Origin of the sequence: Kribbella sp. CA-293567 (genome assembly GCF_027627575.1) — a bacterium.
GTDB lineage: Bacteria > Actinomycetota > Actinomycetes > Propionibacteriales > Kribbellaceae > Kribbella.
This window is the reverse complement of record NZ_CP114065.1, coordinates 767,153-780,276: the sequence shown is the minus strand read 5'-3', so window position 1 is coordinate 780,276 and position 13,124 is coordinate 767,153. Positions and strand designations below refer to the sequence as shown.

9 protein-coding genes are annotated in these 13,124 nt (G+C 68.7%); 4 read left to right on the top strand and 5 right to left on the bottom strand.

What is annotated here, in order from left to right; all coding sequences use genetic code 11:
- Positions 1 to 29 precede the first annotated feature (29 nt).
- Positions 30 to 5,432: a type I polyketide synthase gene (locus OX958_RS03690; protein ID WP_270135723.1), complete on the bottom strand. Its 5,403-nt coding sequence runs from the start codon at positions 5,430 to 5,432 to the stop codon at positions 30 to 32.
- Between the two features lie 240 nt (positions 5,433 to 5,672).
- On the opposite strand from OX958_RS03690, the gene OX958_RS03685 reads away from it, so the two are divergent.
- From OX958_RS03685 to OX958_RS03675, 3 genes are all read left to right on the top strand, one after another.
- Complete coding sequence (locus tag OX958_RS03685) at positions 5,673 to 6,539, top strand: alpha/beta fold hydrolase (protein ID WP_270135721.1); 867 nt, start codon at positions 5,673 to 5,675, stop codon at positions 6,537 to 6,539.
- A 120-nt stretch (positions 6,540 to 6,659) separates the two neighbouring features.
- Positions 6,660 to 7,031, top strand: coding sequence for an FKBP-type peptidyl-prolyl cis-trans isomerase (locus OX958_RS03680; RefSeq protein ID WP_270135720.1), 372 nt, complete (start codon positions 6,660 to 6,662; stop codon positions 7,029 to 7,031).
- A 106-nt stretch (positions 7,032 to 7,137) separates the two neighbouring features.
- A complete protein-coding gene (locus tag OX958_RS03675; protein WP_270135719.1) occupies positions 7,138 to 7,761 on the top strand; it encodes a hypothetical protein in 624 nt (207 codons plus the stop codon).
- Positions 7,762 to 7,786: 25 nt separating this feature from the next.
- On the opposite strand, the gene OX958_RS03670 is transcribed toward OX958_RS03675, so the two are convergent.
- From OX958_RS03670 to OX958_RS03660, 3 genes are read right to left on the bottom strand one after another with little or no spacing between them, the layout of a single operon-like run.
- Positions 7,787 to 8,716 carry an ABC transporter ATP-binding protein gene (locus OX958_RS03670; protein ID WP_270135718.1) on the bottom strand — a complete coding sequence of 310 codons (930 nt, stop codon included), beginning with the start codon at positions 8,714 to 8,716 and terminating at the stop codon, positions 7,787 to 7,789.
- A 1-nt stretch (position 8,717) separates the two neighbouring features.
- Complete coding sequence (locus OX958_RS03665; protein WP_270135717.1) at positions 8,718 to 9,770, bottom strand: FecCD family ABC transporter permease; 1,053 nt, start codon at positions 9,768 to 9,770, stop codon at positions 8,718 to 8,720.
- Entirely contained in the window at positions 9,770 to 10,852 is a 1,083-nt protein-coding gene (locus tag OX958_RS03660; protein WP_270135716.1) for a FecCD family ABC transporter permease, read from the bottom strand. Before OX958_RS03660 ends, OX958_RS03665 begins: the two co-directional genes overlap by 1 nt.
- 120 nt (positions 10,853 to 10,972) lie before the next feature.
- Between OX958_RS03660 and OX958_RS03655 the strand changes: the two genes are divergently transcribed.
- Positions 10,973 to 11,809 (top strand): siderophore-interacting protein, encoded by an 837-nt coding sequence (locus OX958_RS03655; RefSeq protein ID WP_270135715.1) that lies wholly within the window; start codon positions 10,973 to 10,975, stop codon positions 11,807 to 11,809.
- A 3-nt stretch (positions 11,810 to 11,812) separates the two neighbouring features.
- Here the strand turns inward: OX958_RS03655 and OX958_RS03650 are convergent, their stop codons facing one another.
- The gene (locus OX958_RS03650; RefSeq protein ID WP_270135714.1) at positions 11,813 to 13,045 is read right to left on the bottom strand and encodes an alginate lyase family protein; all 1,233 of its coding nucleotides are present in this window, start codon (positions 13,043 to 13,045) and stop codon (positions 11,813 to 11,815) included.
- Between the last annotated feature and the right edge of the window lie 79 nt (positions 13,046 to 13,124).

The window sequence follows — 13,124 nt, the reverse complement described above, 5'->3', positions numbered from 1 at the left end:
GCCGGCCGGCTGTCGAGGGCGAGTTCTTTTCAGGCGGGTTGTGGTGACCGCAGGTTGGTGAGGATGAGTTCGGCCAGCTGGTGGATGGTTCTGGGTTGGAGGAAGACGGCTGCCGGGAGGGTGGTGGCGAGGTCTTCGGTGAGGTGGCGGCGGAGTTGGGCCGTCTGCAGGGAATCGATGCCGAGGTGGTCCAGGCGTTGGGTGGGCTGGAGCTGGGCGGCGGGGGTGTCGGTGATCGCCGTGAGCTTGGCGCAGAGGTAGGTGCTGAGGGCCGCCTGGGCGGACGGGTCGTATTGATGGATCAGGTCGGCTCGGGTGAGGGCCGTGTTCGGCGAGGTGTCGAAGTCGTGCAGGAGGGAGCCCGTGCGCAGGGCCGGGAAGGTTGTGGCCGAGGCGGCTGGGTCGAAGGACATGATCGCGGTTTGGGCGCCTGAGCGGCCGAGCAGACGACCGAGTACTGCGAGGCCGTCCGCGGGGTCGAAGCCGTTGGAGTCGCGATCGTCGAGAGCTGGGTCGGTGGCCCATTCGCCCCAGTTGACGGTGAGGGCCGGCAGGCCGCGTGAGTTGCGGTAGTGCGCGAGACCGTCGAGGTACGCGTTGGCCGCGGCGTAGTTGCCCTGCTCCGGTGAGCCGATCAGCGAGGCCGCCGAGGAGTAGAGGGTGAAGAAGTCCAAGTCCAGGTCCTTGGTGAGGGCGTGCAGGTTCCAGGCACCCAGGACCTTCGGCGGCATCACGGCGAGGAAGCGGTCGGCGGTGAGTTCGGTGATGCTGTCGTCGTCGTGGATGCCGGCCGCGTGGATCACGCCCCGCAATGGCGGCATGGTCTCCCGGATCTCGGCGAAGACCTCCGTCATCCGGCCGAGTTCGGCGACGTCCGCCGGGAGGATCCGAAGGTCCGTCCCCTGGGCCGCCATTTCCCGCAGTTCGTCGCGGGCCGCGTCGTCCGGGCCGCTTCGGCTGGTCAGCACGAGATGCCGCGCGCCTTGGTCGACCAGCCAGCGGGCGGTGCGGAGACCGGCGCCGCGGAGGCCACCGACGACCAGGTAGGTCGCGTCGTCCCGCACCTTCGCGCCTTCCTCGGGGAGTACGCCGGGGACCAGGCGGGCGGCGTACCGGATGCCGTAGCGCAGCGCGAGCTCGTCCTCCGGACCGTTCGCCAGGATCTCGGCAGACAAGGCGGAGATCTCGGCCGCCGAGGGCGATCTGGACAGGTCGAGCATCGAGCACCTCAGGCCGGGCAGCTCGTACCGTACGGCGCGGCCGAGGCCCCACAGCGCAGTCTGCAACGGATCGACCCACGCGCCGGGAAGCACAGCCTGCGCGCTCTGCGTCACGAACCACAGTCGAGGCGGCGTATCGAGGGCCGCGAGCGCCTGCAGCAGTTCCATCGCGCCGACGAGCTCTTGGAGATCCTCTCCGGAGTGCACGTAGAGCACGGTCCGGAGGTCCCCGTAGTCAGCATCCACCGTCTTGAGAAGCTGTTTCCAGTAGAACGCCCCGGGCTCGCCCTCGGGGCAGGACGGCGCCAGGACAGCATTGGCGCCCTGCTGCGAGAGTTCTGCCTGTACTGCGATGCCGTCCCCGATGACGAGCACGGTGCCTTCCGGTGCAGCCTGTCCTGACGGCTCGACCTGCACCCAGGTCAGGTCATGGAGCAGCCGCTGAGCCCGCTGCTCGAACGTCTCGGGCAGCTCCCTGCCGAACCGCTTCAATTGGAAGCCCTCGATCGCCAGCAGTTGCCGGCCGTTGCTGTCGCCGATCACGATGTCACCGCGGACGAGGTCGACCTCGTCGGCAGTCGAGGTCCGGGTGACCTTGCACCACAGCGACGTACCGAGAGCGGGTTTGCCTTCGCCGTGGCAACGGGCGGTACCCACCGGAAGATAGGTGTCGGGGGCAACTTCCTCGTCGGCGAGTAAGGACATCAGCGGCTGGAGCGCCGACTCCAGCAGCGCCGGGTGGAACGTGTGCTGATCCAGCTCGTCGGCGATCGACTCGTCGATGGTGAACTCGGCCAGGATCTCCGCCGACCGACGCCGGAGCGAGGTGAGCGTCCGGAACGGGCCGGTCCGCACGATCCCGCGCGCCTCGGTGGCGGCATAGTGCTGCGCGAGGTCGATCAGTTCCTCGTACTGCGCTGAGTCCGGCAGGTCCAGTGGCGCGGTCGCGACCCGGTCGGGTTCGGGGTCGATGACTGCTGTTGCCAGTAGCAACCACTTACTGTCGTCGGCGTAGCAGTTCCAGCGGTGGACGCCGTCCTCTTGCGTGCAACGGATCTGCAGGCGCATGGGCTCGTCGTCGACGAGGAAGAGGGGGCGGTCGAGGCTGAGGTCGCGGACGGAGAATGGAATGGAGCCGAGGATCTGCGCGGCGGTTGTCAGCGCCAGTTCGTGGTACGCCGATGCCGGGAGGACGGGCAGGTCGTTGAGACGGTGCTCGGCCAGGTAGGGATGGTGGTGGAGGTTTAGTTCGATGTCCCAGACGTAGGTGTCGCCGGGGGCGAGTCGGAGGTAGGCGCCGACGAGTGGGCGGGGTGGGTGTGCGACGAGGTCGGCGGGTTCGGCGGCCGGCTCGGGGTCGGAGGTTGCAGGAGCTGGGGCGGAAACGAGGAGGGGATCGTCGAGGGGAACGGGCTCGGCGAAGGGAAGTGGTCCGATGAAGCTGATGGGCTCATCGGCGGAAATGGACTCGGCGAGGCGATCGGGCTCGGCGACCGGAAGCAGCTCGTCGGCGGGAACGGGCTCGGCGATCGGAAGTGGTCCGATGAAGGAGCTGAGCTCGCCAGAGGAAAGGGGCTCCTCGACCGGAAGCAACTCGTCGGTGCGAACGGACTCAGCGAAGGGAAGCGGACCGATGAAGGAGATCGGCTCGCCGACGGACTCGGCGAGTTGATCCAGCTCGGCGACCGGAAGCAGTTCGTCGACGGGATCGGACTCGGCGGAAGGAAGCGGACCGATGAACGGAATGGGCTCGCTGACGGAGATGGACTCGGCGAGTTGATCCGGCTCGGCGACGGGAAGCAACTCATCCACAGCAACGAAGTCGGCGACCGGAAGCAACTCAGCGACAGAAACCGACTCGGCGATCGGAAACACCTGGTCGGCTGGAGGCACCTGGTCAGCTGGAAGCACCTGGTCGACGGCAGGCAACCCAGCGACGGGGAGGACCTCGGCGCCTGCAGCGGGCTCGGTGACAAGACCGAGGTCGGCAACGGAGTCAACCGCAGCGACGGACACGGGCGGAGCGTCGGGCCAGAACCGCTCGCGCTGCCAGGGATAGGCAGGCAGCGACACATAGCGGGCAGCCGGATCGGAGAGGCTTTCCCACGGGACCGCCCGGCCGGCGACGTGCAACTCGGCGACCGCCGCGAGCAGCGCGGCTTGACCATTGCTCTCACGAGACATCGCCCCGACCACGACCCCAGGGCGGTCGAGCAGATTTTGCCGGACAGCGGACTCGAGCAGCGAATGCGGGCCGAACTCGACGAAGGTGTCGTGTCCACCGGCCGCGAGGTGCTGAATGACATCGCCGAACAGCACCGGCTCGCGAAGATTGTCGACCCAGTACTCCGGACCGAGATCCGTACCGTCGACAGTCTCGCCGTACACGGTCGAGCACAGCGGAATGTGCCCCGGCTTGGGGTTCAGCGAGGACAACAGCTCGAGAAATTCGTCCTGCAACAATTCCATCAGAGGACTGTTGGAAGCGACCGATACCTCGAGCCGACGACCGGAGACGCCACGCTCGGCAAGGATCTCGGCGATGACCTCTTCGTCACCGGATAGCACCGAGGACGCCGGACCGTTGCACGCAGCAAGAGAAATCTCGGAGCGCCCGACCAAAAGCTCCTCAGCGTCCTCCTGAGACAGCTCGACCTCTACCATCGCGCCTGCACCGACGACTGCGCGCATCAGCCCGCTGCGGTGGCAGATCACCCTGACCGCGTCGTCGAGATCAAGTATTCCGGCGACATGAGCAGCGGCGACCTCACCCATCGAGTGCCCGACCACGACGTCCGGAGTGAACCCCCGATCCTTCCACAGCGCCGCCAGCGCGACCTGTACGGCGAAGATCGCCGGCTGGGCCACGTCGACCCGGGCGAGCTGCGAATCCTCCTCGGATGCAGCGAGTTCCGCGGTGAGCGACCAGTCGACGTACGGGGTCATGGCCGCCTCACACGCGGCGATCTGCTCGGCGAAGACCTGCTCACCGGCCAGCAGCTCACGTCCCATGCCGAGCCACTGCCCGCCCTCGCCGGCGAAGACCCACGCGGTGGAGTGAGCGACACTCGATCCGCCTCCGGCCTCCCCCGCGACCACCCCGCTGGTCAACACCCCGCGAGCAAACGAATCCAGTTGATCGATGGCCTGCTCCCCCGACTCGGCCACCACCGCCAGCCGCTGCGAGTGCTGAGTACGCCGTACCGCAGCCGAGTAGGCAACGTCGCTCAACGCAACCTCGCCCCTGACCACCAGATCGCGATAGCGCCCCGCCAACTCCGCCAGCGCCACCTCGCTCCGAGCCGAAATCGCGAACAGCACCGGCTTCTCCATCGCGCCGATGAGATGCTCAGAAGCTGAGTCCGGGACCGGCGGTTCCTCCAGCACCAACTGCACAGCCGCACCGCCGGCCGCCAAGCTGCTGACGCACCCGCGACGAGGCGCGTCCTCGACCTCGGCTTCGGCTGACAGGAAGCCGTGCTTGACGCTCAGCACCGCCTCAAGAAGACCGACCATCCCGTCGGCACCACCCCCGTCGACCGTCGTACCGGCGCCCTGCTCCACCCCCGCATCGCAGTACGCCGTCCGCAGTCCATCGGCCCCATCCGAGTCAGGCGACGTCACGCCGGCCGAGCTGCCCTTGATCACAGCGTGCACCCGGTCGCCCTCGGCGACGGCCCGCGACAGCAGCTTGAGCGCGACGACCGCCACCCCTTCACCGGCCACCTCCCCACCGGCGAACGCGATCTCGCAGTCTCCCGCGCGCAGCGAGCGCATCGCCAGGTGTACGCCGACCAACGACGACGAGCAAGCGGCATCGACAGCGACGCTCAGGCCCCGCGCGGTCAGCACCGAGGAGACCCGTCCGGCATCGTCACCGCACGCGTCTCCACCCATCAGCACTTCGGCCCTGAGCGTCGCCACCCCCGCGAGCGTCAGCCCGGCGTCCTCGAACGCCTCCCAGGCGACCTCCATCAGCAACCGCTGCCGCGGCGTCACGCCGTCGGCCTCAGCCGGCGGGATCCCGAAGAACTCCGCGTCGAACGCCTCACCGGCGAACCACTCCGCCGGGGCCTCGGCGATCGAACTGCCCTCCCGGTCCAGCAGTCCGCCCAACGACTCGGCGCGCGCCGTTTCCGGGACCCGGGCCGCCATCCCGATCACCGCGACCGGCTCGCGAACAGCACCCAGGCCTTGTCCAGCTGAACTCACAACGCATCCTCACCCGACACACCGAAGTGCCCACTACCAGTAACAGTCGGGCGACCTTAGTTGCCCCGGGCCCCGAGACTCCGGACGAACCGCCGACGCCACCGTTGCGATTCACCCCACGTCTCGATTACTCGTGGTGGCGGGCAATTTACTCGCAGGACATTTTGATTGACTCGGAGGCGCTGAGCGGCCGCGGACCTGGTTTACAGTGCAGCCACCTGACCGATCTGAGGAGTTGTCATGCCCGACCCTGTTACTCGGACCCTCGACGTTCCTGGTGCCGTCCTGAGCTACGACGTGCGTGGCGATCTCCAGGACCGGCCCGTGCTGCTGATGATCGGCTCGCCGATGGGCGCGAGCGGTTTCCCGACTTTGGCGTCGCACTTCACCGACCGCACGGTCGTGACCTACGACCCGCGCGGGGTCGAGCGCAGTACCCGCACCGACGGCTCCGGCGAGCTCTCCCCCGACGACCACGCTGCCGACCTGGCCACCCTGATCGAGTCGCTCGACGTCGGTCCGGTCGACGTCTTCGCCAGCAGCGGAGGCGCGGTGAACGCGATCGCTCTGCTGGCCCGGCGCCCCGACCTGGTCAACAAGGTGATCGCGCACGAACCGCCGCTAGCCTCGCTCGTCCCGGACAGCGAGGCGGCGCTCAAGGCCTGCGAGGACATCCACCAGACCTACCAGCGCGACGGCATGGGCCCGGCGATGGCGAAGTTCATCTCGATCGTCAGTTACGAGGGCGAGATCCCGGCCGACTACACCGACCAGCCGGCGCCCGACCCGGCGATGTTCGGGCTGCCCACTGAGGACGACGGCTCTCGCGACGACGCGCTGCTCGGGCAGAACCTGCGCCGCTGTACGTCGTACCTGCCGGACTTCGACGCACTCGGCCGGTCGGCCGGCCAACTGGTGATCGGGGTCGGCGAGGAGTCGGCCAACCAGCTCGCGGCCCGCGGTGGCAAGGCGGTGGCCGAGCGGCTCGGCCTCACCCCGGAGGTGTTCCCGAGCAACCACGGCGGCTTCCTCGGCGACGAGTACGGGATGCCCGGCCAACCGGCCGAGTTCGCGGTGAAACTGCGCGAGGTGCTCGCCGGCAGGTGAACGTGCACCACTGACCAACCTCCGCCGGGGCGCCGTCGGCACGCTCGACCAGCGTCTCCTGGAGCGCTCGGAGCGGGGTTGGTGAGTGATGCGGGTCCGCCCATCTGCTTAGCTGTGGGTATGACTGACAAGCCTGAGATCGAATTTCCGGAGGGCCCGCCGCCGGCGGATCTGGAGATCACCGACATCACCGAGGGCGACGGCGACGAGGCCAAGGCCGGTTCCCGCGTCAACGTGCACTACGTGGGTGTCGCCCACTCGACCGGTGAGGAGTTCGACGCCTCCTACAACCGTGGCGCGCCGCTGGCCTTCCAGCTCGGCGTCGGCCAGGTCATCCAGGGCTGGGACACCGGCGTCCAGGGGATGAAGGTGGGCGGCCGGCGCAAGCTCGTCATCCCGCCGCACCTGGGCTACGGCGACCGCGGCGCGGGCAGCGCGATCAAGCCCGGCGAAACCCTGATCTTCGTGGTCGACCTGATCAGCGTCAGCTGACACCTCCTACTGATCGGCCCCCGATTGCGTCACAATGACGCGATCGGGGGCTTTTCACGTAGTACTACGCATCCACGCGGCCGCCCCGAGCGGATTGACTGGGAGCATGACGACGATGGTTGCCACCACCCGCGCCGCGGCCGGACCGGCCGACCTGGCGAAGTACGCCGCTTTGCTGGCCAAGATCGCGCTCTTCGCACTGTTGCTGACGGCGCTGATCTGGCCGGACCTGAGCGGGATCAAAGGCAAGGCATCGACCGCGCGACTGGTCGTCTACCCGATCGGCGCGCTGGTACTGCCGCTGTGGTGGTTCGCCTACGGCCGCGCGAAAAGCAAGCTGCACAAGGCCTTCCCATGGCATGCCGACCTGCTGCTCACGCTGCCCTGGCTGATCGACCTGCTCGGCAACCGGCTGAACCTGTTCGACACCATCACCTGGTGGGACGACGCGATGCACTTCAGCCTGTGGGCACTGCTCACCGCGGGCGCCCTGACCGCCTTCGCTCCCCGTGACCTCAGCCGCGCCCTGACCGCCGTCGTCGCCCTCGGTTTCGGCGCCACCGCCGCGGTGATCTGGGAGCTCGGCGAGTATGTCGCCTTCGTCCGCCACTCCACCGAACTGCAGACCGCCTACACCGACACCCTCGGCGACCTCACCCTGGGCAGTTTGGGCGCCCTGCTCGCCGGCCTGATCCTCTTCCAAGTACGCCGCAGGCAAGCACTGACCTAACCCGCTAGCGGTGGGGTTGCGAGCGCTAGCGGTCGGCCGGGCGGCAGATGCCGTTGGCGGCGGCCGATGCGGCCAGCGCCTTGGCGGCCGGGCCTTCGGCGGTCGCGCTCGGGCTGACGGTGGTCGGCTGGGTGGCCGGCTGGTCCTGGAGGCGGAGGGTGTGCCGGCCGATCGGGACCACCATCGGCGTACCGGCGACCGGGTCCGGGATGACCTTCACCGCCAGCCCGAAGACGTCCTGGACGACCTGCTCGGTGATCACCTCGCTGGGGTTGCCCTCAGCAACGATCGCGCCCTGCTTCATCGCGATCAGGTGGTCGCCGAACCGGCAGGCCTGGTTGAGGTCGTGCAGCACGATCACGATCGTGCGCTGGTCGCGCCGGTTCAGGTCGACCAGCAGGTCCAGGACCTCGAACTGGTGGGTCAGGTCGAGGAAGGTGGTCGGCTCGTCGAGCAGCAGGATGTCGGTCTCCTGGGCGAGCGCCATCGCGATCCAGACCCGCTGCCGCTGACCACCGGACAGCTCGTCGATCGGCCGGTCGGCGATCTCCAGTACGTCGGTCGAGCGCATCGCGTCGGCGATCGCCTCGTCGTCGCCCTTGGTCCACTGCCGGATCCAGCCCTGCCGCGGGTAGCGGCCGCGCCCGACCAGGTCTGCGACCGTGATCCCCTCCGGCGCGGTCGGTGACTGCGGCAACAGCCCGAGCTTGGTCGCCACCTGCCGGGTCGGGATCGACTGGATGCTCTTGCCGTCCAGCAGCACCGTGCCGCGGCTCGGCTTCAGCAGCCGGGCCAGCGTCTTCAGCAGGGTCGACTTGCCACAGGCGTTGGCACCGACGATGACACTGATCTTGCCGGTCGGGATCCGCACCGACAGGTCGTGGATGATCTCCCGCTGGTCGTAGCCGACGGCGAGGCTCTCGGCCGACAGGCTGTGCTCCACGTGCGTCTCCATGTCAGCCACCACTTCCGATCCGGTTGGTCCGGGCCAAGAGGAACATCAGGTACGGCGCGCCGACCAGGCCGGTGACGACCCCGACCGGCAGTTGGGTCTCCCCCAGCGCGTGCTGTGCGATCAGGTCGGACAGCGCCACCACCAGCGCGCCGATCAGTGCCGACGCGACCATCGCCGGCCCCGGTGAACGGGTCAGCCAGCGGGCGATCGGCGGCGCCACGAACGCGACGAAACCGATCGGTCCGGCCGCCGCGGTCGCGACGGCGGCGAGCAGCACGGCCACCACGATCAGCCCCAGCCGCGAGCGCTCGACCCGCAGCCCCAGCCCGGACGCGGTCTCGTCACCGAGTTGCAGGATGCGCAGCCGGTGCACGAGCAGTGCCATCACCGGCGTGAGCACCACCAGGGTGATCAGGACCGACCGGACGTGCGTCCAGTCCCGTCCGTTCAGGCTGCCGGTCAGCCAGATCAGCGCCTGCTGGGCGATCTCGACCCGCGCCTTGGTCAGCAGGTACGACGTGAGGCTGGTCGCGATCGCGCCGATCCCGATCCCGACCAGGATCAGCCGGTAGCTCGAGACCCCGCGGCGCCAGGCGAGCAGGTACATGGTGATCGCGGTCAGCAGCGCGCCGACGATCGCCATCCCCGACACGGCGATACCGGTCAGGCCGAGGGTGATGATCGCGAAGACCGCGAACGCGCTGGCACCGTAGGTGACGCCGATGATGTCCGGGCTGGCCAGCGGGTTGCGGGCGATGCTCTGGAAGATCGCGCCGGACAGGCCGAGCGCGGCACCGACCAGTACTGCGGTCAGCGCGCGCGGCAGCCGGAGCCGGTTGACGATGAACTCGGTGGCCTTGTCGCCGCCACCGAACAGCGTCTTGACCACGTCGACGACCGGAATCTTGAAGTCGCCGAGCGACAGCGAGACACAGAAGACGACGAAGACGACCACGGCCAGCACGGCGACCACGGCGGCGTTGCGGGCCTGCCGGACCGCGCGGGCGTGGGAGATCACCTGAGCGGGCGCGTGCTCCGTGGTGAGACCGGTCATCAGAGGTCCGCCAGCTTCCGGCGGCGTACCAGGGCGATGAAGAACGGTGCGCCGATGACGGCGGTGACGATACCGACCTGGAGCTCGCCGGGCTGGGCCACGACCCGGCCGATCACGTCCGAGCCGAGCAGCAGGATCGGCGCGAGCAGCATCGAGTACGGCAGGATCCAGCGGTAGTCCGGGCCGGTCACCAGCCGCGCGATGTGCGGGATGGTGAGGCCGACGAAGCCGATCGGGCCGGCGGCCGCGGTGGCCGCGCCACAGAGCAGGACGACGGTGACCGCCGTGAACAGCCGGGCCATTCCGACCCGCTGCCCCAGCGACCGGGCCACGTCGTCGCCGAGCGACAGCGCGTTCAGCACCCGCCCGGAGACCAGCGCGAGGACGATTCCGATCAGGATGAACGGCGCGACCTGGCCGGCGATGTCCGAGCCGCGGCCGGCCAGCGAACCGACCGCCCAGAACCGGAACTGGTCGAAGGTGTCGACGTCACCGATCAGCAGCGCGGTGGTGAGCGAGCCGAGCATCGCGGTCAGCGCGGCACCGGCCAGCGCGAGCTTCACCGGGGTCGCGCCTTCGCGACCGAGCGAGCCGAGAACGTACACCGCCACCGAGGCCGCGGCCGCGCCGGCGAAGGCGAGCCACACGTACGCCGTCAGACTGCTGAGGCCGAACCAGTAGATGCCCGCCACCACGAAGAGCGCGGCACCGCCGTTGACACCGAGGATGCCCGGGTCGGCCAGCGGGTTGCGGGTGACGCCTTGCATCAGCGCACCGGACAGCCCGAGCGCGGCACCGACGAGCAGTCCGATCAGCGTCCGCGGTACGCGCAGCGACCGGACGATCACGTGGTCGGTGTTGGCCTCGTCGTAGTGGCGCAACGCGTCGATCACGGTCGGCAACGGGATCTGCTTCGATCCGACCGCGATGCTCAGCAACGCGATCAGCGCCAGCAGCGCGACGCACACGACCAACCCGAGCACCAACGTCGTACGCCGGGCGCGGGGGCGCCGCTGACCGCCGGCGGGAGCTGCTCCCGAGTTGCCGGCGGGGACCGTGTCGGTGATGGAAGGCGGTGCCATGGGACTTGGGGGATCCTCTTAGGTAAGGCTAACCTCTAGGTGCTTCACCATAACCCGCAGGTCCGCCGACTCGCACCTGAACCCCTGCTTTGTCACTACTTTCCTGACGGAGACGCCGCCATGACGTCCATCCTCGAACGCCCGATCGACTTCGACTCCGTGTTCGGCACCGTCGCGGCGATCGACGATGTCAGCCCGCACCTGCGCCGGGTCACCTTCACCGGCCCCCGGCTCGGGGACGCGGTCACCGCCGGTCCGGACCAGCGGATCAAGATCCTGCTCCCGCCGCCCAACGGCAGCGAACTGCGACTGCCGGTCGGCAAGGACTGGTACGCCGGCTGGTGCGCGCAGCCGGTCGAGGAGCGGTCCGTGATGCGCACCTACACGGTGCGCGCGCTCCGGCCGGCGGTCGCGGAGCTGGACATCGAGTTCGTCCTGCACGGCGTGAACGGGCCCGCGTCGGCCTGGGTCAGCGAAGCCGCGCTGGGCGACCAGATCGGCTTGATCCTGCCCTTCGCCGTCGACACCGGCAGCACCAAGGGCCTGCTCAACTCCGGCGTCGACTACGTGCCTCCGGCAACGAGTCTGCACCGCGTGCTGATCGCCGACGAGACGGCACTGCCGGCCCTGGCCGGCATCCTGGAGCAGCTGCCGGCCGACGTCCGGGCGACTGTCTTCGTGGAGGTCCCCGACATCCGCGACATCCGCTCGCTGCCGAGCCTCGGCCGGGTGGACATCACCTGGCTCCCGCACGCCGGAGCGCCCGAGGGCACTCCGAAGTCGTTGCCCGAGGCCCTCGAAGCAGCGTCGCTCGCCCGCGACGTCGACTTCGCCTGGGTGGCCGGCGAATCCGCCATGATCAAGCAGATCCGCCGGCACCTGGTCAACCAGGTCGGTCTTCCCAAGTCCGCCGTCTCCTTCCAGGGTTACTGGAAGCGCGGCGAACCGATGGAGTGAAGGTCAGCTCGGGTTCTCGGCGTGGGTGAGGGTCTCCCAGGCCACGAAGAGATCGTTGGTGCCGGCCGGGCGGCGGGACTCGGTCAGGGCCTGGGTATTGGCCATGCCGATGCCCAGGCGGGTGTGCAGGGCGTTGTAGCCGACCTCGGTGATCGGACCGAGGCCGCGCTTGAGGCTGCCGTTGCAGAGCCAGGACGGGACGGCCTCGAGGTTGCGCTCGTAGCGGGACTGGAACCCGAGCGCGTGCTGCAGCCGGGCGCCGAACTCGGGGTACAGGTCGATGCCCTGGATCCGTGAGGTCTCCAGCACGTGGGAGATCGCCGAGATGCCGTAGCCGGTGTGCACGAAGTCGCGGCAGGTCTCCTGGGTCAGGCCGTTGACGAAGGTGCCCTGCCCCTGCCAGTAGGCGACGATCTTGTCGCGGGTGTTGAGGTTCTGGCTCGGCTTGGTCCTCGGCAACGGGCCGTCGGACTCCAGGTACACGAAGGCCGGCGTACGGACCCGGAACAGCGAGATCGCCTTGTCGTAGACCGCAGCGTCGTCGAGGAAGACCCCGATGCCCTGGATCGCCTCGGTCATGCTCAACTCCCAGTTCCCGTTGGAGTTCGAGCCGTTGATGATCTCGGGCAGGTAGACGTTGCGCAGCATCGTGCCGAACCGGCCCGCGTTCGGCCAGTTGCCGTAGACGTGCTTGATGAGCTCGGCGGCCTTTGGCCATGACGAGGCCGACCAGGCGGTCTGCAGCGGCGCGTTGCTGTTGGTGTGGTCGCGGATGGTGTTCGACCAGGCGTCCATCAACTGGATCGACTTCTGCGCATAGCGGTCGTCCCGGGTGATGTACCAGATCAGCGCGGTCGTGTACGCCGCGATCGCGTCGCCGCGCTCGTCCCGGCAGCCGAGGTCGGGGTTCGAGTACGACCCGCACTCGACCACCGCACGCGGTTTCGGCGTCCGGCTCAGTGAGCCGTAGGTGCTGTTCCTGGCCTGGTTGAACGCGTTGGTCCAGGGCTGCGCCCCGGCGTTCACCTTGGCGCGGACGAAGTCCAGTTGCGCGCGGCTGACCCCGACGCCGGGGTGGGTGAACGTGCCGGGCGCCAAGGGCGCCTGAACTACGGCCGGCGCGGTATCCGCCTTGGGAGCGGCTACGGCCGGACCGATCAGGGTGCTGACCATCAAGGCGGCACAGGTAGCGGCGACCGCTGGAAGCAGCGCCTTCTTCTTCAGAGCTTTCTTCATGGGCGGATTCCTTGCGTGCGGGGGCGGTGTGACGCTGCGATTCCCCCCACTACCGCAGAGTCTTTTCGGAAGTTTGACG